The organism is Sutcliffiella rhizosphaerae (assembly GCF_917563925.1).
Classification (GTDB): domain Bacteria; phylum Bacillota; class Bacilli; order Bacillales; family Bacillaceae_I; genus Sutcliffiella_A; species Sutcliffiella_A rhizosphaerae.
The window spans coordinates 26,683-50,039 of sequence record NZ_CAKJTJ010000004.1; the positions used below are offsets into that span (position 1 = coordinate 26,683).

The 23,357-nt window shown below is 40.6% G+C and carries 22 protein-coding genes and 2 riboswitches; of the genes, 4 read left to right on the forward strand and 18 right to left on the reverse strand.

The annotated features are described in order from the left end of the window. Window positions 1-260: hypothetical protein (locus LRP81_RS04980; protein WP_230500158.1), on the forward strand; the 260-nt coding region annotated here is incomplete at its 5' end. 240 nt (window positions 261-500) lie between these two features. On the opposite strand, the gene LRP81_RS04985 is transcribed toward LRP81_RS04980, so the two are convergent. The 3 genes from LRP81_RS04985 to LRP81_RS04995 all read right to left on the reverse strand — a co-directional run bounded on the left by LRP81_RS04985 (window position 501) and on the right by LRP81_RS04995 (window position 4,407). Continuing rightward, on the reverse strand, window positions 501-1,925 hold the full coding sequence (locus LRP81_RS04985; protein ID WP_230500159.1) for a PTS mannitol transporter subunit IICB: 1,425 nt from the start codon (window positions 1,923-1,925) through the stop codon (window positions 501-503). A 582-nt stretch (window positions 1,926-2,507) separates the two neighbouring features. Further along, a complete protein-coding gene (locus LRP81_RS04990) occupies window positions 2,508-3,665 on the reverse strand; it encodes an ABC transporter permease (RefSeq protein ID WP_230500160.1) in 1,158 nt (385 codons plus the stop codon). Further along, window positions 3,655-4,407: an ABC transporter ATP-binding protein gene (locus LRP81_RS04995; RefSeq protein ID WP_230500161.1), complete on the reverse strand. Its 753-nt coding sequence runs from the start codon at window positions 4,405-4,407 to the stop codon at window positions 3,655-3,657. The genes LRP81_RS04990 and LRP81_RS04995 overlap by 11 nt, the downstream gene beginning before the upstream one ends. A 267-nt stretch (window positions 4,408-4,674) precedes the next feature. On the opposite strand from LRP81_RS04995, the gene LRP81_RS05000 reads away from it, so the two are divergent. The 3 genes from LRP81_RS05000 (at window position 4,675) to LRP81_RS05010 (ending at window position 7,579) form a co-directional block, all read left to right on the forward strand. Next, a complete protein-coding gene (locus LRP81_RS05000) occupies window positions 4,675-5,373 on the forward strand; it encodes a LytR/AlgR family response regulator transcription factor (RefSeq protein WP_230500162.1) in 699 nt (232 codons plus the stop codon). A gap of 14 nt (window positions 5,374-5,387) precedes the next feature. Continuing rightward, the gene (locus tag LRP81_RS05005; protein WP_230500163.1) at window positions 5,388-6,362 is read left to right on the forward strand and encodes a sensor histidine kinase; all 975 of its coding nucleotides are present in this window, start codon (window positions 5,388-5,390) and stop codon (window positions 6,360-6,362) included. Between the two features lie 203 nt (window positions 6,363-6,565). Continuing rightward, the gene (locus LRP81_RS05010) at window positions 6,566-7,579 is read left to right on the forward strand and encodes a UvrB/UvrC motif-containing protein (protein WP_230500164.1); all 1,014 of its coding nucleotides are present in this window, start codon (window positions 6,566-6,568) and stop codon (window positions 7,577-7,579) included. Between the two features lie 51 nt (window positions 7,580-7,630). Here LRP81_RS05010 and LRP81_RS05015 read toward each other — a convergent pair whose 3' ends face one another. From LRP81_RS05015 to LRP81_RS05085, 15 genes are all read right to left on the reverse strand, one after another. Then, the gene (locus LRP81_RS05015; protein WP_230500165.1) at window positions 7,631-8,227 is read right to left on the reverse strand and encodes a class I SAM-dependent methyltransferase; all 597 of its coding nucleotides are present in this window, start codon (window positions 8,225-8,227) and stop codon (window positions 7,631-7,633) included. 87 nt (window positions 8,228-8,314) lie between these two features. After that, window positions 8,315-8,707 carry a bifunctional adenosylcobinamide kinase/adenosylcobinamide-phosphate guanylyltransferase gene (locus LRP81_RS05020; RefSeq protein ID WP_230500166.1) on the reverse strand — a complete coding sequence of 131 codons (393 nt, stop codon included), beginning with the start codon at window positions 8,705-8,707 and terminating at the stop codon, window positions 8,315-8,317. Next, complete coding sequence (locus LRP81_RS05025) at window positions 8,701-9,321, reverse strand: histidine phosphatase family protein (protein ID WP_230500167.1); 621 nt, start codon at window positions 9,319-9,321, stop codon at window positions 8,701-8,703. Before LRP81_RS05025 ends, LRP81_RS05020 begins: the two co-directional genes overlap by 7 nt. After that, complete coding sequence (gene cobS, locus LRP81_RS05030; RefSeq protein ID WP_230500168.1) at window positions 9,273-10,034, reverse strand: adenosylcobinamide-GDP ribazoletransferase; 762 nt, start codon at window positions 10,032-10,034, stop codon at window positions 9,273-9,275. The genes LRP81_RS05025 and cobS overlap by 49 nt, the downstream gene beginning before the upstream one ends. Further along, window positions 10,031-10,576, reverse strand: a complete 546-nt coding sequence (locus LRP81_RS05035; RefSeq protein WP_230500169.1) for a bifunctional adenosylcobinamide kinase/adenosylcobinamide-phosphate guanylyltransferase — start codon at window positions 10,574-10,576, stop codon at window positions 10,031-10,033. The genes cobS and LRP81_RS05035 overlap by 4 nt, the downstream gene beginning before the upstream one ends. After that, a complete protein-coding gene (gene cobD / locus LRP81_RS05040) occupies window positions 10,573-11,652 on the reverse strand; it encodes a threonine-phosphate decarboxylase CobD (protein ID WP_230500170.1) in 1,080 nt (359 codons plus the stop codon). The genes LRP81_RS05035 and cobD overlap by 4 nt, the downstream gene beginning before the upstream one ends. Further along, window positions 11,649-12,623, reverse strand: a complete 975-nt coding sequence (gene cbiB, locus LRP81_RS05045) for an adenosylcobinamide-phosphate synthase CbiB (protein ID WP_230500171.1) — start codon at window positions 12,621-12,623, stop codon at window positions 11,649-11,651. Before cbiB ends, cobD begins: the two co-directional genes overlap by 4 nt. Beyond that, complete coding sequence (locus LRP81_RS05050) at window positions 12,616-14,094, reverse strand: adenosylcobinamide amidohydrolase (protein WP_230500172.1); 1,479 nt, start codon at window positions 14,092-14,094, stop codon at window positions 12,616-12,618. Before LRP81_RS05050 ends, cbiB begins: the two co-directional genes overlap by 8 nt. Further along, on the reverse strand, window positions 14,087-15,160 hold the full coding sequence (locus tag LRP81_RS05055) for a FecCD family ABC transporter permease (protein WP_230500173.1): 1,074 nt from the start codon (window positions 15,158-15,160) through the stop codon (window positions 14,087-14,089). The genes LRP81_RS05050 and LRP81_RS05055 overlap by 8 nt, the downstream gene beginning before the upstream one ends. Next, window positions 15,126-16,106 (reverse strand): ABC transporter substrate-binding protein, encoded by a 981-nt coding sequence (locus tag LRP81_RS05060; RefSeq protein ID WP_230500174.1) that lies wholly within the window; start codon window positions 16,104-16,106, stop codon window positions 15,126-15,128. The genes LRP81_RS05055 and LRP81_RS05060 overlap by 35 nt, the downstream gene beginning before the upstream one ends. A gap of 168 nt (window positions 16,107-16,274) precedes the next feature. Beyond that, window positions 16,275-16,487: riboswitch (cobalamin riboswitch) on the reverse strand. A gap of 58 nt (window positions 16,488-16,545) precedes the next feature. Next, complete coding sequence (gene cobT, locus LRP81_RS05065; protein WP_230500175.1) at window positions 16,546-17,586, reverse strand: nicotinate-nucleotide--dimethylbenzimidazole phosphoribosyltransferase; 1,041 nt, start codon at window positions 17,584-17,586, stop codon at window positions 16,546-16,548. Between the two features lie 225 nt (window positions 17,587-17,811). After that, window positions 17,812-19,308, reverse strand: coding sequence for a cobyric acid synthase (locus LRP81_RS05070; protein WP_230500176.1), 1,497 nt, complete (start codon window positions 19,306-19,308; stop codon window positions 17,812-17,814). Further along, a complete protein-coding gene (locus LRP81_RS05075; RefSeq protein ID WP_230500382.1) occupies window positions 19,301-20,677 on the reverse strand; it encodes a cobyrinate a,c-diamide synthase in 1,377 nt (458 codons plus the stop codon). Before LRP81_RS05075 ends, LRP81_RS05070 begins: the two co-directional genes overlap by 8 nt. Before the next feature lie 20 nt (window positions 20,678-20,697). Then, the gene (locus LRP81_RS05080; protein WP_263458227.1) at window positions 20,698-21,261 is read right to left on the reverse strand and encodes a cob(I)yrinic acid a,c-diamide adenosyltransferase; all 564 of its coding nucleotides are present in this window, start codon (window positions 21,259-21,261) and stop codon (window positions 20,698-20,700) included. A gap of 134 nt (window positions 21,262-21,395) precedes the next feature. Beyond that, window positions 21,396-21,585: riboswitch (cobalamin riboswitch) on the reverse strand. A gap of 189 nt (window positions 21,586-21,774) precedes the next feature. Next, window positions 21,775-23,328 carry a DHA2 family efflux MFS transporter permease subunit gene (locus tag LRP81_RS05085; RefSeq protein ID WP_230500178.1) on the reverse strand — a complete coding sequence of 518 codons (1,554 nt, stop codon included), beginning with the start codon at window positions 23,326-23,328 and terminating at the stop codon, window positions 21,775-21,777. Window positions 23,329-23,357: the final 29 nt, after the last annotated feature.

Below are 23,357 nucleotides of genomic sequence, written 5' to 3' on the forward strand. Positions count from 1 at the left end.
ATTTTTCGGGCACTTATTTTCCTTTTAAGTGCCCGGTTTTTTCATTTTGGGATTTTCCGGGCACTTATTTTCCTTTTAAGTGCCCGGTTTTTTCATTTTGGGATTTTCCGGGCACTTATTTTCCTTTTAAGTGCCCGGTTTTTTCATTTTGGGATTTTCCGGGCACTTATTTCCCTCTGAATTTTCAGTTTTTAAAATCTCTGTTTTTCGTACTTTCTATTCCTTATGGAAACCTCATTATCACACTACTTATTATGTAAAGACTGCTTTCGCAAACTTTGCTGCTTTTACGAACTTTATTAGATACTCGTAATTATCGTTACTGTCGTGCTCTTTTCCTGCCGTTTAGGTTAGGTCAAAAGGACAAGTTTTCAATGAACATTCAGGTAAAAAGTCCAGAACCCGACTTTTTACCGGTTACTAGCAACAACAATCTTTTAGAAAAGAGCCTATGTAAAAAAGGAAAGAGCTCACATCACGAAGCTCTTTCCTTTGGAGTATTACTTTTTCAATTTTTCAATTAGCTCATCATATTTAGGACTGTTTAAGAAGTTGTCTACGGAAATATGCGTTGCATCTGGATGCTTTGCTCTTGCACGGTCCGTTAAGTCTTTATGTGTGATGACGATATCAGCGTCCAACGGAATATTGTTGATCGAAGAATTCGTCACATCAATGGACAAGTCTGCTTTTTTCACTTTGTTTTTCATGATGGAAGCACCCATAGCACTTGAGCCCATTCCAGCATCACATGCGAAGATGATCTTGTTGACTTCTTTTTCTTCCACAGGTGTTTCTTCCTTTGCAATAAGTGTGCTTGCTCTGCTTTCTTTTCCTTTTAACGCAGAAGTTTTTTCTGTTGCTTTTGTAAGATCGTCATCTGTTGATTTAGATCCTTTTAAAATAATGGATGAAATTAAGAATGATACTGCTGCTGCCACCAGGACACCCGCCATTACTGCCAAGAATCCACCTCTTGGAGCCATTGCCATGACTGCGAAAATACTACCAGGAGATGGTGCTGCCACTAGTCCACCATTAAATAGTAGAAGTGTGAATACCCCAGCTGCTCCCCCACCGATAGCCGCTAAAATTAAAGCTGGCTTCATTAAAATATAAGGGAAGTAAATTTCGTGAATACCACCGAAGAAATGAATGATAGTTGCACCAGAAGCTGATTGTTTTGCCATCCCTTTACCGAAGATGACAAATGCTAGTAAGATTCCGAGTCCTGGTCCAGGGTTTGCTTCAAGTAAGAACAGGATGGACATACCTTCACGTGCAGCCTGCTCAATACCAATAGGACCAAGGATACCGTGGTTAATGGCATTGTTTAAGAATAAGACTTTTGCTGGTTCGATGATAATACTTGCCAGTGGAAGTAGGTTAGCTTGAACTAGCGTTTCTACACCTGCAGCAAGCGTTTTGTTTAAGGTTAATACGATCGGGCCAATACCTTTGAATCCGATAATTGTTAAGATCCCGGCAATAATCCCGGCTGAAAAGTTATTAACAAGCATTTCAAATCCTTGTCTTACTTTTCCTTCAATTGCTTGGTCGAACTTCTTGATGGCATATCCACCAAGTGGTCCCATTACCATTGCTCCAAGGAACATCGGGATATCCGCTCCGACGATAACACCCATGGTTGCTGTCGCACCGACTACCCCACCACGAAGGTCATAGACGATACGTCCGCCTGTGAATCCAATCAAGATAGGTAGTAGGTAGTTGATCATTGGGCCAACAAGTTTAGCTAGTTCCTCATTTGGCCACCAACCAGTTGGAATAAATAATGCTGTTATTAATCCCCAGGCGATGAACGCCCCAATGTTCGGCATGATCATCCCACTGAGATGACTACCGAAGCGCTGTATTTTCACTTTGAAGTTAGAGTTTGACTTTGCTGTTGCTTCAGAGCTCATAGTTTGTGCCCCCTTAATTATTAAAAAGTAGTATTGCTTATTTCTTATAGTAAAGCGGTTTCATGAAAGTTTCCATTGTTACTAATGACCTATTTGGCAAGATAATTGTTGACATAATTAAAATAGAAAGAGTAATAAAGTGGGAAGCCCAAGTTAATCAGGTGTAGTAATGCCTGAGTAGACAGCGGAAAAGAGTGGTTTTGTTATTAATAAAAATTATTGCCAAGTTTGAACGAATTATTAATATTCGTGCAAAAACACCTGAAAAAGATAAAAACACCAAGGTTTCCCTTGGTGTCAGACTGTTGACAAACCCAAATTATTTGTAGATTTGCATTTAACTGTTGCTCTTCGTTGCAGATGCTTCGCTTTCCGCGTGCGGTCCGGGAAGGCTTCGACAGCAATTTATCGCACGAAGAAAATGTGGTAGCATTTTCGAGGAGTCTTCGCGTCTTTCACTACGATCAACATAGGAATCGCGTTAACTTAAGAAAAGTACCTTTGTCTACACACTGAGACCGAGGTTTCCCTTGGTGTTCTAACAGCTAATACAGTATTCTCATTTTAATGAACTGATAAGTTTTAGTTCATCACCCATTTATCCTTCATAAACATTATTCTGCCAGCAATTACCGCGATTCCTACGCATAATAGGTTACTTCCAATCATTATTCCGAGATGTTGGTAATTAATGATTCCAAAGCTGAGTTCTTTTAAAATCGTAAATATGTTCATGAGTGGTATAGCATAATGGTGGAATTCAAGTTCGTTGATACCGATGCTTGAGATTATCATAATCGGAAATATTGCAATCATCATGATCGGCGAGCTATAGCTTTGCGCTTCTTTTACCGTTTTCCCCATGATGCTTGTAACCATTTGCAATGTGCCCATAAACATTGCATACACGATGGATACCAAAATGGCAAAACCAACAATTAGGAACGTATTGTCCCCAAAGGAAACCGCAGCCTTCATATATTTCGTTAAGAAGTTAATTTCTATTGCTACAACTATTAGTGTGATAATACCTGTAATTGATCCGACTGTGGAAATCGTCATCCATTTTGCAATTAATAATGTCAAGCGATTTATTGGTGTCATTAAAAGGGCTTCCATCGTCTTTTTCTCTTTTTCTCCTGCAAACAAATCGGATGCAGCCGGAGAAGCACCAACTCCTATGGCAAGAGCAAGAATTAACGGAATCAGCATTGCTATCATGTTGATACCGGCAGTTTCTTCTGTAATTTCTATTTGCTCGATAGTGAATGGTTGAACTAATTCTTGAGGTGTACCTTCTGCCTCCAATCGATCAGCAACAACAAGCTTTTCAAAGTTACTAAGTGCTGCCGTAACTTGAGCCATTAATATTGAAGAATTTTGACTGAAAGAGTTCCCAAGGACCGTGACATTTGCCGCTTCCCCATTTTCTACTTTTTCAAAGAAACGCTCTTCTAATACTAATGCTGCCTGCGCGTCTCCTTCTTCTAGCACTGCTTCTGGATTTGCCGATTTAATAAATTCAATATTATCCATTCCTATGAACAGAGCTTCTTCCTGTCCACCAAAACCGTCATTCACGGCAAGGGTAAAAGTTTTCCCTTCCCCATCTGAAAGCATGTTTTCGTAAAATAATACTAGACCACTCATCATAACTATCGGTAGCAAAACGGTTAATAAGAGGGTACGTCTGTCTCGGAAAGAATCTTTCATTTCCTTCAAATAAATTTTAAGAAGCATAGTGGTTGTTCCTCCTTACAAGCTTGCTCATGAAAATATAGTTCAGATCTTTACTTTCTTCTTCTTTGTATAGAGCTTCCAGAGAACCTTGATAGACAAGTTCTCCTTTATGCATCATTGCTACAGAGTCACATAGCATGCTGACTTCTTCCATAATATGGCTCGAAAAAATAATCGTTTTGCCTTCACGTTTTAACTGATGTACGAGCTGCCGAAAAACATTGGATGACGTAATATCAAGACCTGTTGTCGGCTCATCGAACAGGATAATCTCTGGATTGTGGATCAAGGTTCTAGCGATCGCCACCTTTTGACGCATCCCTTTGGAAAAACCACCGACTTTCCGATTCATGTAATCCCTCATACCGAACATTTTAGCCAGTTCATCGATACGAATTTTTGTTTCGTGTTTACTCATTCCATATAAAGCTGCAAAATACTCCAGGTTTTCTCTGGCTGTTAAGCGGTCATAAAGTCCTGTTTCACCACCAAACAAAACACCAATTTTCTTCTTTATCGCATCTGGATTTTTGATAGTATCATATCCTCCAACTGTTATGCTGCCATCAGATGGTGTTAGCAAGGTTGCAATGGATCTTAACAATGTGGTTTTCCCTGCACCATTTTCTCCGAGTAAACCTACAACTTGTCCGTTACTTACAGAAAAGCTAACATGTTTTAATGCGGTGATATGTACGTTTTTATCTTTAAACTTTTTTGTTACTTGATTAATTTCAATCATTTCATTCACCTCAACTGTTTCATATTCTTGGTACTATCATACAAACTAATTCTCATCAATTCTCTAACTTTGTCGTGAAAAATCCATTTGATGTCGTGAAAATAACCTATTTCCCTCTAATAATGGTAAAATAAAGATAAATCCATCCGTTAGCAGTGTGTCGAGCACACCTATATTTTCAAACTTGATTAATTAGTGTCCGAGTTATGATGAGCATGTGTTTGTCAACAGTTGGAATATCTTTCTTTGCAAGGTGAGGCGGTAACAATGAGAGTTGGACTCGTTGATGATAGATATATTGATTTAGATAAATTGAACGGCATTGTGGCAGCCATTCCGAATGTGGAGATCGTTTTTTCTACTCAATCTGCAGAAGAAGCCTATAATCAAATAAAAAAGGAAGCGATCGATCTATTAATTGCAGACATCGAAATGCCGAACTTGTCAGGTTATGAGCTTGCGGATATCATCCATTCCCACGCCCTAAACATCTCGGTCATCTTTGTTACTGGCAGTAGTGGCTATGCTGTACATGCTTTCGAGCTGAACGTGCATGATTACATAATGAAACCATATCCGAAAGAACGACTTGTGAAAAGTATTGAGAGACTACTTGAGAAAACAAAATCTGCCGAAATAGCCGGCAGACTCTATCTAAAACAAAAAAATGATATTCATATTATCCAAAAGAAAGACATTATTTTTATTGAACGTTCCGGACGTTCGACTACTATTTATACGAAAAGTGGACCTATTAAAACCTATCAAACATTAAATGAACTTGAAGGAGAACTACGGGAACGTGATTTCCTCCGTTCTCACCGCTCCTTCATTATTAATATCCATTACATCAAAAATTTCTCCCTCTATGCAAAAAGTTCGTACATCGTTACCTTTGAAGGTTTAGAAGAACAAGCGATGATTACAAAGGACAAAGTGGAATTTTTGCAAGAGAATTACTTTTAAAAGGTGGATTGATCTTGAGTACTTCTTCTATGTATTGGAGAGCATTTGCTGCATTTGTTTTTTTACATCTACATGTCATTGGCGGTGAGTGGTTCCCCTTTTATGTGAGCCTAATCTTAGCAGGTATAATCGCTTATTATTTTCACAAAAAAGTTTTAGTTGAAATAGAAAGTCTAGGCTGGCAAGTGAACACTTCCTTAACGATGGTCCAGGTGATAGTCGTGTTGCTATCTTACTTTGGAATGGATGCGCTTGTGGTGTCAGTGGTATTTTTTATCATCTTTGTCGTTTTGGAATATTTACGGTTATCACTTGGCCGGAATATGAGCGAAAAGAAACGAGAGCTTCTTCAACACAGAGAACAGCGGCAGCATATCAATGAAACATTCCGGGTAGTGCGCGGAGAGCGGCATGATTTTTTAAAGCATGTATCTGCCGTTCATTTTATGTTGGAAAATAACGAGGCAAATGATGCAAAGCGTTATTTGGATGAACTGGTGGAAAACTACGAAGAGACGAATTACTCCATTAAAGGTGAGCGTGGAGTAGTAGCTGGAGTTCTGCACCAAATGTACCGTCGGGCAAAAGCTGCCGATATCTCCATTGTTTATGATTTGGATGTTCCGCTATCAACATTGCCAATTCGTGATCAAAAAATGGTAGAGTTAGTAGGCAATCTATTAGGGAACGCATTGGATGCTTGTGAAGAGTATCAACTGAAACGTGGAGAACAAGCGCTTGTTTCACTGCAATTCTACAAGCGGAGCGGATTGTTTATACTGATATGCAAAAATAGTACTCTTCCTGTTCCTGTCGATGTCTTGGATTCACTATTCTATACATATGGCAAAACTACAAAGAGTGGAGAACATGAGGGACTAGGAACGAAATTAATCAAAGATATCGTCACAGATCATCAAGGTTTTCTCGATTTTGTATGTAAAGATGGAGAGTTTACGTTGAACATTAAAGTTCCTGCGATAAAATAAGCCGCTTGAATAGAGGTCTTGTTCAAGTGGCTTTTGTATTTGCAGGGAGTTCGTCATTTATCTTGTTGTTTTTTCGTAATATCTGCTACTCTTTACAGTAGGAAGTTGATATAAATGAAGAATCCATCTATCTAGAAAGGTGGCCTGACATGAGCCTTTCCGAAAAAATAAAACAACTCCCTCCTACTCCAGGAGTCTATCTAATGAAAGATGCTTTGGGACAAGTCATCTATGTGGGAAAGTCGAAACGATTGCGTCACCGGGTCCAATCTTATTTTCGAATCACATCGAATCATTCAACCAAAATTCGTAAGCTCATTACCCATATTCATGATTTTGATATCATAAAAACCGATACGGAATTTGAGGCACTTCTGCTCGAGTGGCAACTGATTCAGGAAATCCGTCCAACCTATAATCGGCAGATGAAAACGCCAGAAGCATTTACCTACTTAACAGTTAAAAAAGTCGGCAAGCTTTACCGGATGCGTATGTCCACTCATCCCCTGCAAGAAAGTAATGGTTGGAGCTTTGGACCTTATAGCAGCAAAAAGGCTGTAAACAGGGCTATTCAAGGACTAAAGGAAATGTACCAATTAGAATGCTCAAATCCAGCTATCAATGGATCGCCATGTTTGAATTATTCCATTGGTCTTTGTCGTGGAATTTGCCTTGGAGGAAAAGCAGTTGACGAACATAATGAAATACTGAGGAAATTCACTTCACTTTTGCTTGGAAAAAACAATCAGCTACTTATGGAAATGCAAGCAGAAATGGAACGGCTCTCCCAAGCGCTTGACTTTGAAAAAGCGGCTACTTATCGTAACTACATTCAAGCATTCTTATCCCTTTTACAAAAAGAAGAAGTAATGGATTTTACAGAAGGAAATCATCAATTTCTTGTTGCAGAAAAGCTAGATAATGACAACGTTAAGATTTTTGTTATTTGGCGGACAGATGTCTTATTTAGCAAGCTTTATAAACAAGGTGCCAACTTGGAAGAAATAGAAGTCGATGTGCTTCATACATTACATCGTGCCACTCCTATTCAGCCTGAGCAAGTCGGGCGTTACGAAATAGATAAAGCACAAATTATCTATAGTTATTTACGTAGTGATAAGTGCCAATATAAGTTATTGACTAAAGAGGAAATACAGTCGTTAGGGGAAATACTGGTGGACTGGTTAAGCTGTAGGAGCTGTCCAGAAAGGGAGTGAATATCTTTCTGGCAGTACCTTTTTAATAAATAGGATCACACTCCACTCCCTTTAGAAAGCGAGTTCATACACTAAAAAACGCTCGTTTGCATTTTTATTATATCCTTCTAATGGAACCTCTAATTTATAAGAAAACATCGGATGTTCCTCCAAAAAATACACATAGTCAGGGGCAGGATAATATAAGATAATGTTCACAGGCCTGTTCACCTTTTCCACAGAAAGCAAAATATTGTTGATAACACTCCGGAATATATCCACAGTAAAAGGATTAAAGAAATAAAATCGATTGGCAGATAACATAATATCAAAATCCTCTGCCATCACATGTTCAAAAGCAATCTTTTCTTTATATTTTCCCCGGTAATCGGCCAGGTTCATCAAACTATCTTTATAAAATAACTCATTCATTTCAATTCCTGTCGCCTTAGCACCAAACTGATTCGCCACATAAAAGTTTAGCCGACCTTTACCGCAACCAAAGTCGATAAAGTGGTCTTGAAGCGTTACCTTATATTTCTCAAAAAAAGCATCTAGCGCTTCATATGGAGTTGGCTCGTACCGATGATAAGTATAGGAGCGATGTATGCCCATCTGAATATCCGCGGTTTTAATATTCCAATTCTCCTCATAATTAACTGTTTGCATGGGACATCCCCCTTTCGCTAACATCAATCTAGCAAATCCATTTCATAATGTAAAGAAGTATACAAGAGAGAGAAGATACCAACTACATCACCTTACTTGCTCACCAATCCCGTGCCATATGTAATGAACCTCTTCACACTGAGAGGCAGCATCCTGGGTAAGCCAACCGGAAAGATCTCGTAGTCTGCGCAAGTGCGCCTCAACTGGAACAATGCCACGTCCCACTTCCAGCATGATTAAAATAACCCGCCCTTCTCTTTCCATCTCTGCTTGAGCTAACTCCTTCAACAGTGCAAGAAACTTTTTTCGAACAATAAAATCATCATTTTCCACTTTCAACGCTTCCTCCAGCCAAATTTCCCATCCTTCTAGAACCAAGTTACTTCCTTTTTCCCACGAATCTTTCCATCCGTCAACTGCCTGACTTTCATAAGCAGAAAACCATACTAACTTCTCGTTTTCATATGTTTTTCTTACCATGTTTCTTTTTCCACTATAGGCACCGCCGATATAGAGCTGCATCTCCACACTCCTGTCTGTTCCTCTAATCTTACTAATACACCTTGACCGTGCGTTGGCTGTGGTGCTTCCCAAAAGGAATTTGTCCCAATATATCGGGAGAGCAGATAGCGAACAACACCACCATGGGTAACAAGGAGAATGCTCCCCTTTTTTTCTGCCAAAAGGTCCTCCAAAAATGCATCTACCCTAGCTGTAAACCCTGTCCACGATTCTCCATTTGGCGGACTGACTTTTTCCAGGTTGTCGAGCCACTTACAATAGTCGGGATTCTCCTTAAGTTCATGGTACGTTTTGCCTTCCCAATCTCCGAAATTCATTTCTCTTAATCTCACATCAACTACTTCTTGCTTTTGGATGTCTAAATACCTTAGCGTACTCCTGCATCTTTTCAAATCGCTTGTATACACCGCATCAAACATAACATTCTCAAGACATTTCTTTACATTCTCAAGTTTTCCAAGCTCTCCTATTAATATATCTCTGTCTGTATACCCAAGATAGCGCTTCTCTCTGTTCCAATCTGTCAGCCCGTGACGAATGAGATAGAGATCCATACAATGGCGAGCCCCCATAGTTCTCCTCCTTCAATTGCTGTTCCCATCAGATCTCCATTGCTACCTTTAAAAGTTTTCATCATCCACCTTCCAAATATCAAGCCAAACAGTAGATAAGCAGGGAGTAGGAGTAGATATGTCGGCATGAGGATAAATAGTACTGCAATAGGGATGAAAGCGATGATCACATCCACTTTCGTTAGATTCTGTTTCCATTCCCATGCAAGACCGTTTTGCTGGGCAGTTGGATAAAAATACATAAGAACCACTGCTAAAAATCTTGAAAACGCAAGAATAATAAACAAAGTAAATAAATGTAAATAAGATGATTCCAATAGTAAATAGATAAAGATAGTTTTCCAGGTTAATAAAAATAGTAGACTTAATATACCAAAGCTTCCTACTCTAGGGTCTTTCATAATCTCCCATTTCTTCTCCAATGGTGCATTGGACCCAATCGCATCCCCAACGTCCATCCACCCGTCCAAATGCAACCCACCTGTTAGCCAAATCCATACAGTTAGTACTAAAAACGCAAGGACCCAAAGAGGAAGATACGTATGTAAAAATAGGACAAGCATCACTAGTATACTAGACAAAATAAGGCCAGCAACAGGATAGCATCTGAGTGCCCACCTGCTAGTTTCTTTATTCCAGGGACACTCCAACGACACTGGAATCCTTGTTAAAAACTGCAATGCCAGCAGGAATCCATATACTCCATTTTTCATTTGTGTATCCCTCTTCCTTTCCAATACTTGGGCAAACCTGCTCGAACTTGAATTACCTCATTTGAATGCTCCACTAGAAATCTATGTAACTTTTCCAACTGAATAATATAGTTTCTGACAAGCTCATACGGTGAGGGAAGATCTTCATTTACATCATTTGAGACAATGAATAAAGTTAACTCTTTCTCAGCTGCAATCCTCTTCCATTCATGTACACATTCTAAGCACTCCTCAAGGTCAAAATCAGCTTCTCCAAACATGACATTACTTAACCAAATGGTCAGGCAGTCCAGAAGAATCACATCTCCATTTTTACAAAGATGTAAGACTCTCGCTACGTCACACGGCTCTTCCACCAAATCCCATATGTTCCCTCGAATTTGTTGATGGATTTGAATACGCTGTGTCATCTCCTCATCACTTTTGTTCGCAGTCGCCAAGTAGACGAGACGAGTTCCCTTTTTCACATAAGTAGTTATGGCCAGTTTTTCTGCAAAACTACTTTTTCCAGAGCGCGCCCCACCTGATATAAATATAATCATTGGCTCCTTCTCCAATCACGAAGAGTATCCATTAGTCTAGTATTCTCCGTTTTAGACCGAACTGCAAATCGCATATATCTTCCTTGCAGTCCTTTGAAATTATGAGTATGTCTCGGCAAAACTCCTCGCTTAAACAAAAAGTTGAAGATTTCATTTGTCCGCTCCGGTTCTCTTTTATCCTGAAGTAAATAGAAATTCACCTTGGTCGGAGACATATAAAAATCATATTTTTCATAAAAGGCATGCAGTATTTCTATTTCTTCCTTAAGCCATTTCAGTGTTGTTCTTACAAAAGTGTCATCCTTTAATAGCTTCGGTGCCACAGAATCTGCAAGCGCATTTACACTCCAAGGAATCTGCGCTTTTTCCATGGCTTCCACCACAGATTTATCTCCAAGCAGAAATCCTAGCCTTAAGCCAGGGATCGTATACATTTTTGTTAAGGAGCGGAGTAAGATTAAATTCGGATAGCTTGTTAAGAGGAACGTCAACTCCTCTTCTGGAACAAAATCAATAAATGCTTCATCTACCACGATATAGGTGTCACTGTTCAACCCTTGGTCAAGTAACAGCTTCACTTCTGCTTTTGGAATAAGTGTGCCTGTAGGATTGTTAGGACGACAAAGGAAAAGTACATCAATATCACGCAAAGTATGGAGTAGTGATTCCATTGGTAGTTTAAAATAGTTTTCAGCTGTTAGTACAAAACTCTTCACATCCAAATGATAGTGCTGACATGCCCGTTCATATTCAGAAAAAGCCGGATGCACAATGGCTGCCCGTTTTCCTTCAAAATATTTTGCGGCAAGAAAAATCGCTTCTGCCCCTCCATTTGTGAGCAGGAGTTGTTCTTTTGTGACTCCAATGAAAGAGGCAAGTTCCTCTTTACTCGCAGCATAATGCGGATCTGGATAGCCCAATAGCTTGTCCCATTGTAATTCAAGCTCGCCTTTCAACCATTGGGGTGGTCCCAATGGATTGAGATTAGCGCTAAAATCAAGTACTTTCATACTTTCGTCCATTTTGTAAAGCTGCTTCATAGTTGTCGGCTGTCCCCCGTGATCTGGCCATTTCATGTTATCCCCTCCGTCCATAAAAAAAGTAAAAATAGTCCAACCAGCAAAAATCCAATCCAACCACCATGCATATAACGGATGGATGTTGTGATATCAGCAATTGCTAGTTCTCTCATCGGGTCCCCCATCCTTGCACGGTCTGACTTTACCCCACGATAATAATTGATACCTCCAAGCTGAATGCCCATCAACCCTGCAGTCATTGCTTCTGGCCATCCGCTGTTAGGACTAGGATGCTTTCTGGCATCTCGCCATGTAATCATCCATGCTGTTTTTCGCTTTGAGTTTTTAATAAAAATAGACATGAACCACATCGTTAAAGCTGTCAGTCGTGCAGGGAGGAAATTTGCAAGGTCGTCTAATCTTGCAGATGCCCAACCAAACTGCAAGTATTTTTCACTTTTGTACCCAACCATGGAATCCAACGTATTGATAGCACGGTAAGCCATCGCAAGTGGTGCTCCGCCAATCAGTGCCCAAAAAAGTGGCGCAGTAATTCCATCGACTGTATTCTCCGCAACTGTCTCTACTGTCCCTCTGACAACTTCACATTCTGAAAGTGTTTCGGTATCTCTGCCGACAATCATGCTCAAGCTTTTCCTCGCTTCTCCTATATTGCCTGTTAATAAAGGCTTCAACACATTTTTCCCCGCATCTGAAAGTCCCTTAATGGCAATAGTCGTCGATACTAGATAAATTTCTACTGCTAATCCTGCCCAAAAAGAAAGCTGATGTGCAACAAATACAATCGCAAAAGTCAGAGCATACACTGTAATCACCACCGTTGTGGCAAGCAGTACTCCTTTTTGCTTCTTGTAACTCCCCTTATTCCAACTTTTATCTAAGGAAGTAATTAACTTACCCATTTGGACAACTGGATGTGGTAGCCAGCGTGGATCTCCCATTAGTAAGTCAAGCAAGACAGCCCCTAACAGAACGATACTCCCTATATAAAAATAGCTTTCAAGCATTTAAACCGACTCTTTTCTGATATGTCAAAATAGCTTCTGTTACGGCTTTATAAACAATATGCCCTATCCCTTTACCTATTAGAGTGCCTGATCCTGCGTATGGAGTAGGTTCTCCATGTTGGGTTACTGCCAACACCATCGCATCTGTTGAAGTACCGGTGGCTAACGTGTTTGTTTGTGGATCCATAATCTGCAGATCATGCATCGCTTTCGTTTTTGCTTCCACTGCAGAGAGAAGTCCGTTCACTAACGCTCCATCTGTTAAGTGTGCATGAATAAACAGCATGATATTAATTGTTCCGATTGTTACTGGTATTTGTTTAAGAGCTGTCTTTGTGATATCAACTGCGTTACCAACCCCTGCCGTTACGACTGCCATCAGTTCCAAATCTTCTATTTTTTCCTTTTGGACCACCACATCAGAGAGCTGCACAGCCGTCATCATCCCAACCGTCTGCTCATGAGGGATAGATCTCTCTGTGAGCCACTGTTGGATGTCATTTATCGGATCGTTGCAATGATAGGTTTTGGAAACATGGAAATTACAAAAATGCTTGTGCCACTTAATCCCTTCACCTACAACACCATTAGAAATTGTCCGCAGTGGAGCAGAAGATTTTATATGCACATATTCTTCATCTTGGTAAAAAGAGAAATTTTCACTAAATGCTACTACTTTTTCTTTTTCGACATTACCAGGTGTCATTAAGAGCTGAGGTTTTGGGACAACTGGATGGGACTCTGCTTTTATCAGAACTTCATATACTTTTGCGAGTTGCTCTTCCTTTCGCAACGTTTCAGAGTCACCCACCTCTAAAAATTTGCCACCATGCAAAAGTGCAAGACGGTCTGCATATAAAGAAGCAATATTCAGGTCATGCAATATCGCAAATACTGTCAATGATCTTGTCCGTTGCCACTCCTTTATAAGATCGAGCATTTGAAAAGTATGCTTAATGTCCAGATGATTGGTCGGTTCATCAAGGAGGAGAATTTCCGGTTCTTGCGTCAGTGCTTTAGCCAATAACACCCGCTGCTTCTCCCCACCACTCAAGTTTCGGAACTGTTTATCTTTATACTTTTCTGTATTGGTGAGCTGCATTACTTCACGCATAATAGTTTTATCCTTCGTAGACAAGCTTTTTAAAAAGCCAGTCTGATGGGGATATCTGCCAAGGCTAATGATTTCCTCTACCGTGTAATCAAAGGAAATTTGAATTTCCTGCGTGAGAACAGCAACTTTTTTCGCTTTTTCTAATTTGGAGTAGTATGAAATGGGGTGATTGGTGAGAAGGAGTTCTCCCTCTAACACTGGCAATTGTCCTGTTACAAGTTTGAATAAAGTTGTTTTTCCACTTCCATTTGGGCCGAGTAAGGCAAAGAATTCCCCTTTTTCAATATGAAGATCTATCCCGTTAATAATGGGCTTTTCAGAACTATAGCCACCTACTAGGCCTTGGATTTTAATCATGTGCCTTCCCCTTTCCAATTCTCTCTCTCACCAAAAGTGCGGCAAAAACTGGTGCGCCAATTAGGGCCGTGATTACACCAATAGGTAATTCTTTTGGTGCAATAATGGTTCTTGCCATCAAATCAGCGAGGACTAGAAAACCACCACCAACGAGCATTGATAAAGGCAGGACATGCCGATGGTTCGGTCCTGTTAAAAGACGGACTAGATGTGGGATGACTAACCCAACAAATCCAATAGAACCAGATACAGCTACTGCTGATCCTGTTAAAAGGGAAGCACCAAGTAGAATCAAGATTTTTCCTCGTTTAACATTTACTCCAATATGGTCTGCTGCCTCTTCCCCAAGTGCCATCGCATTGAGTTCGCGATAATGCAAAAATAGCAGGATTGCCCCTACTATCATGAATGGAAAGATAAGCTGTACATGCCCCCAGCTACGCATTCCTACACTTCCATACAACCAATAAATAATTTGGGTCATGGAATCCTTGTCCCCTAGAGCAATAATTAAAGAAATGAGAGACCCGATAAAAGCGCTAATGATAATTCCAGCGAGGATAATCGTTTCGATCGCTAAGCCCCTGTTACTTAAACGGACAAGTCCAAATACCAATAATAAAGACAACAACCCACTAATAATTGCGACCACAGGCAAGGTAAAGCTACCAAGGCCAATAATGGTTATGTTAAAAAACAGGACAGCCACTGCTCCAAGTGCAGCTCCTGAAGAAACTCCTATTGTATAAGGATCTGCAAGTGGATTTCGTAATAATCCTTGGAAGGCAGCTCCCGCAAGTGCCAGAGAAGCCCCAACAAACATCGCAAGTAAAACACGCGGAAAACGGATATTCCAAATAATCATTTCCTCGTTCTTCGGAACATCTGCCAACCATCCGAACCCAAAGGCATTTTCACTTAAAATATGTAAGATCGTAGGAATAGGGATGGCCACACTACTATTTAATAAACCAAGAAGGGCTGTACCAAGTACAAACCCTCCACACAAAATATAAAGCCAGACAACTTTTTCACTCAAAAATCTCCGGATAGATAAGCTTAGCAAGGTGCTCCACTCCTTCAATTAAACGTGGTCCTGGTCTTGTTACAGTATCACTGTCCACATCATGAACTTCCCCACTCTTTATAGCAGGAACTTCTGCCCAACCAGCACGTTCCAAGACACCTTCTTTTGGGTTATCCACATAGTATCCATAAGTAGTGATAATAACATCAGGATTAAGCTTTACGATTTCCTCTTCCGTCAGTTTGACCCATCCTTCTTGATCACCAGCTGCATTCTCCGCCTGGATTGCTTCAAGCATTTCATGCATAAATGTCCCCTGACCAGTCGTAAAAATATCAGGAGCAGGAGAAACCTCTACCCAAACTTTCTTTTTATCTGTCACTTCTTTCGCTTTTTCTTCAACGGCTGCTAAGCGCTCCTTCATGTCAGCGATTAACGCTTCCGCCTCTATCGTCTTACCAGTTGCTTTTCCAATTAACTCCATCGTCTCATATACATCGGCAAAGGAAGATTCACTTCCTATAACAACAACTGTTATGCCAGCCTCTTCATATTGTTTAAGGATAGGCTCATGATTTTGGTAATGATAATCGGTCACAAAAATTAAATCAGGTGTCAAACTTAAGATTAGTTCCACATTCATATCCTGTCCGCCAACCTTTTCCACATCTGCAGTTTCACCGGGATAATTACAATAATCGGAAACCCCAACCATCTTATTACCTAATCCTAATGCATACGCTACTTCCGTTGTACTCGGTTGCATAGATACAATACTTTCTGGTTCCTCTTCAATGGTTATTTCCTTCCCTGAATCATCCTTAAATGTGACTGGGAATAACGATTCCTGTGTCGCTTCCTGCCCCTTAGCAGGTTGTTCATTAACCGACCCATTTGCTTCATTTGATTCTGCTCCACATCCTGCTAATAACCCCAGAGTCAGTGCAAGGATAAAGGCTAACATTTTACTTCGAACATGTTTCATTTTATTTTCCCCTTTTTTATTTTCTAAAATAAAAAAACGCCATCCCAAAGGAAAGCGTTGAACGTTAAAGAGCATATTAGATATCCTGCTTCTCAAATAGATTGTTAGTAAAATAGAATCTATCAAAACAGAAGTGGCTGCACTTTAAACATCCTTTTCCTCGAAGGAGCTTAAAAGACGAAATAGGCAGGTCTCCTGACTTACGCTTCATTAGTCAGCTGCGCCTTCCCATGTACTTTTCATACACAGTGGACTTATGCAGCTTCCTTCCACGCTTACAGTGGCGGGACCGTGTTGGACTTTCACCAACTTCCCTTTTCACCCTACCGTCACAACTTAAAAGCTGCACCCCGATAGGGAACCTATTTGTCATACTATTCGTTTTTTTATCCTGTCGTTATTATAAAATAACTTTCTAGAGTTGTAAATTTTTATATTACTAAACTTTTCCTGAAACACCAGCTGATTCGAAAGTGGCCATCTCTTTTACAATATTAGTAGCCGCCAAAAGGATTGGAAAAGCAAGCGCTGCACCGGTTCCTTCTCCAAGTCTCATCCCAAGGTCAAGTATGGGGTCTTTTTTTAACAGCTTAATAGCATATTGATGACCATATTCTGCTGACTTGTGACCAATAAAGAGATATTCTGCTGCTTCTTTATACAAACGCGTAGCAATTAATGCAGCAACAGTACTGATAAAACCGTCAATTAGAACAGGAATTTTTCGTTCAGCTGCAGCCAAAATAGCTCCAGTGATTCCCGCAAGTTCAAGACCTCCTATCTTTGCAAGTACATCGATGGCATCATCGGAATTAGGTTGACGTTTCACAACGGCTTGACGGATAACCTGTTTTTTATAGTTCTGCTGTTCTTCTGTGATACCAGTACCTGCACCAACTACATGCATCGCATCCATTTCACTTAAAACAGATAGAATAGCGCTGCTGCTTGTCGTGTTGCCAATACCCATTTCACCCAGTAAGAGGCAATTTATTCCTTTGTCCAGCATGCTAGTAGCGATATCCGCACCAGTTTCTATTGCCTGCATTGCCTCACTGCGACTCATCGAGTCCTCTTTTAAAAAGTTCGCAGTACCGTAGCGGATTTTTCGTTGGAGTAAACCTTTCCTATCTATATCGGTTGCCACACCAATGTCCACAATTTCAAGTTGGGCATTAATTTGACGAGCCAACACATTGATTGCGGCTCCTCCATCTAAGAAATTATGAACCATTTGAGCAGTCACTTCTTGCGGATAAGCAGATACTCCTTCGGTAGCGATTCCGTGATCAGCAGCAAAAACTAAAATTCCAGGCAGAGTAATATCTGGTATCTTATTACCGGTAATCCGGGAAAGCTGAACCGCAATTTCCTCCACGATTCCAAGACTTCCTTGTGGCTTTGTTAAAGTATTAAGATAAGCACCCATGTTATCTCCTGCTATGTAGCTGACTGGCTTTATGTTAAACGATCTCATCATATATACATCCTTTTTATCTAAAATAGATTCGGTTTTTCGTAGAGTTGGAGCGCTTTTTCAATGATTTTTTGCATTTGGACAAAGTTGGATGCTATTTCGGACATATTGCTCGCCCAATCGGACAAATCACGCCTCTATTTCCTATTTTTATACAAATAACTTATAGATCTTATTGGCATTCGGAAAAACACTCAATTAATATGGACATAACACCAAAAGCCCCTTCTACCTCTCCTGAAATTCTGCCATTCTTCTTTTTATCGTCTCCATATCTAGATGTTCTCTCACTACATCAGCGAGACGGTCAAACGACTTCTCCCGCAACTGTTCAAACGAAGCTCGTCCATGAATAGATGACAGCCCCTTAGCTTTTCTTATCTTATTCAAATAAGCCTCTCTAAACTCATCATTTTGAAAAATGCCATGAAAGTACGTGCCTATAACATGATCAATTTGTATACCTTCCACACGATTCTTTAAAGACACAAAAGGCGACGTGCCGGGTTCGACTTCCGAAACCCCCATATGAATTTCATATCCTTTTACAGGTATCTCTTCTCCCAGAAATGTTACCATTCCTTGAGACAATACCGTAGTTTTTTTGTTGGCAAGGAAGGTTTTCATCGGCACAAAACCTAAGCCCGACACAACTTTTAGCGATGATTCCACTTCATACTCATCAATAACAAGCTCACCAAGCATTTGAAAGCCTCCACACACACCAAATATCTCCACACCTTCCGCTTTGGCTGCTTGAAGCCTATTGGCCAACCCTGTCTCATGCAAAAAAAGCATATCACTTAAAGTGTTTTTACTACCAGGTAGAATAATGATATCTGGACTTCCAAGCTCCTCTGCTTTTTTCACATAGCGCACATGGCAATCCGGCTCCGCAATAAGTGGGTCCATATCGGTAAAATTAGAAATTAACGGAAGGCGGATCACCGCAATATCAATTTCTTTTTCCTCGTTCTTGCTTGTAGAATAGCTATCTAAAATAACGGAATCCTCTGCTTCAATGTTTAAGTTAGGGACATACGGAACAACCCCTAAAACTTGCAAACCTGTGTATGCTTCAAACCACTCCAATCCTGGCTGAAGAAGCTTCACATCTCCCCTAAATTTATTGATGACTACACCAATGACCCTCTCTCTATCTTCTTCCTCCAACAGTTGCAATGTTCCAACCAAGCTAGCAAATACACCGCCCTTTTCAATATCCCCGACAAGTATGACTGGTGCATCTGTTAAATTGGCTACTCGCATATTTACGAGCTCTCTGTCATTCAAATTAATTTCAGCAGGGCTGCCAGCGCCTTCTATCACAATTACATCAAACTGATTTTGCAACCGGTGAAACGATTCTGTTATGAGCTGCAAGCCTTGTTTATAAAAATCCTGACGATATTCCCCTGCTTTCATATTTTTGAATGGTACCCCATGAACAACTATTTGAGATTGATAGTCACCAGTAGGTTTAATTAATATTGGATTCATATCGGTTGTGGCTGTTACACCAGCCGCTTCAGCCTGTACTCCTTGGGCACGACCAATTTCCCTTCCATCCACTGTGATATAAGAGTTTAAGGACATATTTTGTGATTTAAATGGCGCTGTCCGCAAACCATCCTTGGCAAAAATCCTGCACAATGCAGTTACAATTGCACTTTTCCCCGCATCCGAATGCGTTCCCTGCACCATAATTGGCGTTCCATCAAACATGCTGTTTTACCTCTAAACAGCGCTGAATCCAGTTGTCCACAAGCTTAGGTTGGGAAGCAAAATGGAGATGAGTGTAGCCAGCTACAAGATTATCCAACAAGTATCCTTCCTGAGCAGCACCACGAGTTCCCTTCACTTCATAAGCCTTTGGATTGGCACCTACTGGATGAAACGTCGAGTAATGGAATTCATGCCCCCTTGCAATTTCCCCTTTTTGTAAAAGAAAATTATCGCCTATGCCTTGAATTTCCCTATAACCAAGTGCAGCCAAATGCTGCTGCATGACGACAGTACCAGGGATAATACCAATCATCTCGTGACTCTTCCCATCTACCTTTACCAACTCGTTTGCTAAATACATAAACCCACCACATTCCGCGAGCGTAGGTAATCCTCTTAAAATTGCTTCACCAATGGAATCTGCGCTATTTTGTTGAACCGACAGCTGTTCGGAAAACTCCTCTGGAAAACCTCCCCCAATATAGAGTCCATCCACATCCTCAGGTACCCGTTCATTTTTCAACGGAGAAAAATACACCAATTCTGCCCCCATATGTTCCAAGAGCTCCAAATTTTCTTGATAGTAAAAGTTAAACGCCGCATCCCTTGCAACAGCAATTTTCACAAGTTTCCTTTTTTTAGGTAATGTAAAAATACTGTTTTTAACGTCAAAATCCTGTGCACCCTCAGCAAGTTCTACAATCTTCTCCAAGTCCACCGTTTTTGTACATAACTCACCTAACTCTTCAAAAAATCCATTAAGATCGCCTCGTTCAATAGAAGGAACTAAACCAAGGTGACGCTCTGGCATCACTATTCCCACTTCTCGTAACATATAGCCTACAACCGGAATGCCACACTCCTGTTCAACAGCAGCTTTAATGAGTTGAAAATGCCCTTCACTTCCAACTTTGTTAGCAATCACTCCTGCGATAAGTACGTTTTTATTTAACAGCTGATATCCCTTTACCATCGCAGCTGCACTTCTTGCCATTCCGCTACAATCAACCACTAGCACAACTGGACTTTTAGTAAGCGTGCTAATTTCTGCTGTGCTTCCTGTATCACTTCTTGGATCTTTTCCGTCATAAAAGCCCATTACACCCTCAATAATAGAGATGTCGGCTTCTTCACTCCCTTTTTTGAGTACTGCTTTCACCGCCTCAAGAGGAAGCATCCAGCTGTCCAAATTTCGCGAAGGTCTCCCAGTTACTGCTGTATGATAGGAAGTATCAATATAGTCAGGTCCACATTTAAATCCTTGTACCCGTAGTCCCTTTTGTTGCAGGGCAGCCATCAATCCAAGCGTTACGGTTGTTTTGCCTACCCCACTTCCTGTCCCCGCAATTACGATTCGTCTACTCACTATTTCTCCCACCCTCAGATTTATTAAAATTCAATGCCCTTTACAGCAGGTATCCCTTCATCATAATAGTGCTTTTCTGCTCCTATTACAGAAACAAGATCCGCAGCACTCTTAACCTTTGAATGAGCACTTCTCCCTGTAATGACTAAGTGCACATGATCTGGCTTATTTTCTATCAAGTCCACCACTTCATCTAATGGCAGCACATCATCAATTGGAAATGTTTCTATCGCAAGTGCATTATTCAATTCATCCAAAATCACCACATCATATTCTCCACCCATCACAGCCTCTTTCGCTTGTGGCCATGCACTTTTTAAAGCTTCCCGATGTTCTTCAGGTGTTTTTGTCCAAGTAAACCCAATACCAAGCTGCTTCACCTCTACACCTAGCTTCTCAAGTGCAATTTGCTCTCCATATGTGCGCTCTGGTGACTTAATAAACTGAAGAATTTTCACTTTCATCCCCCTGCCGACTGCACGGACTGTCAAACCTAGTGCTGATGTGGTTTTCCCTTTTCCATCACCTGTGTAAACTAACGTAAGACCCTTTTGTTTTCTTTGTTTATTCATGTTCTTCTCCTCCATCATTTTAAATTTCTAAAAATAAAAAACGCCTTTCTGCAACAGATGCAAAAAAGCGTTAAAGGTACATTCTTTTTATTAAAAAGACATAGGTCATTATTAATGAATGTCACTTCAAGCATTCCCTCCTCGCAGAATCCTTAAAAAACAAATAGGCAGGTCTCCTGACTTACGTCTCAAGCACTTTACTGATCCTTCCCATGTAAAATTACACAGTGGCAAACTTCAGCAAAACTTAACGCTTACAGTGGCGTGGCCCGTGCTGGATTTTCACCAGCTTCCCTTTTAACCTTTTATAAAAAAGGCACCTAAATGTTACAGCATTATGTAATTATCTTCAGGTTAATTGTAGCTTATCTGTGTATAAAAGTCTTTCGTTTTTTAAATTTTAGAAAAGTGGTTGCTCTTAATAATGTATCGGGAAAACCTAGCTCCACTTAAATTTTGGTAAGGCTTCTTGACTGCTAAAAAGCAAAAAGCCCATCCCCACCAACGCTGGCAGGAATGGACCTCCGTTTAATTATTTTCCACTAATTTTGCCTTTAGCGTAGGTTTTTCTGTAATATCTCCCATAGGCTCTGGTTCAGCTTCCAGTGGATCTGGAGCCTGTGTGGCACGTTTAATAAAGAACGCCAGTACTAAGGCGACTACAGCAATAAAGGTAGAGACGAAAAATGCAAAGTTAATACCCTCAAGCAAGCCTTGCATTAACACCTGTTGCTCGACAGCTGCAATTGCTTCAGGTGTAGGATTTGCACCCAAGTCAGACATAGCGCCGCCAGTCAGCTCACGTCCATAGTTTGCAGCTCTTGTAGACATCAGTGTTACCAGTAGAGCTGTTCCTATTGCACCAGAAACCTGCTGCAAGGTGTTGTTCATTGCGGTACCGTGCGGGTAAAAGCGAGCAGGCAGTTGATTCAACCCGTTCGTTGATACTGGCATGAATACCATAGACATACCGAACATGCGGACAGTATAAAGAATCAATAGCTGAGTGTAAGTCGTTTCAAACGTCAGCTGACTGAAAAAATAAGTGGTCACTACGGTAATTGCTAAACCAGTTATAGCCAGCACTCTACCACCATATTTATCGAATAGCTTACCAGTAATCGGTGACATCAATGCCATGACAATAGCACCTGGAAGCATTAATAAACCAGCGTCAAGTGGGGAGATACCACGGATATTTTGCACATAAATTGGTAGCAAAATCATCCCCGAGAACATGGCCATCGTCACCACCATCGATATGGCAGAGGATAAAGCAAACATCGGATACTGGTATATTGTAAAGTTTAACATAGGTTTTTTCTGTCCAAGCTGGCGCAAAATAAACCAAACTAGCGCTGTGACTCCAACAGCAATCGTACCGTACACAAGCGGACTATCCCAACCTCTAGATCCAGCAGAACTAAAACCGTATAATAGCCCACCAAATCCAACACTAGATAGAACTACTGATACTAAATCTAAACGGATATTCTGCTTTTCCTTTTTATCTTTCAATAAGAAAATTCCGATAAAGAAAACGGCTAATGCAATGGGAGCAACTACATAAAATAGCATTCTCCAGTCGTAATGCTCAATTAACCAACCGGAAAGAGTTGGACCAATGGCTGGAGCTCCCATCATAATGAGTCCAAAAAAGCCCATAGCCGTTCCGCGCTTTTCGATTGGGAAACTGACAAGCATCACGTTCATCAATAGCGGCATGAGAATGGCGGAGCCACAAGCTTGAAGCATACGACCAGTCAATAAAATACTAAAAGCTGGCGCAATTCCCGCTAATATAGTACCGACCGCAAACAGTCCCATCGCAACAATAAATAAGTTTCGAACAGAATATTTTTGAATTAAAAAGGCTGTCGTCGGAATTAAGATCCCGTTGACTAGCATATAACCAGTGGTCAACCACTGAACGGTGGATGGACCAACCTCAAGTTCTGCCATAATGGAAGGCAGAGCAATATTTAATAATGTGTTATTTAAAAATGCGATAAATGCTCCAATCATTAAAATGGCAAGGATACCATATGGCGGTCTGCCTGTTGTTTTTTCTGCTTGTTGCATACATACCCCTCCGTTTTATACTTACAGTT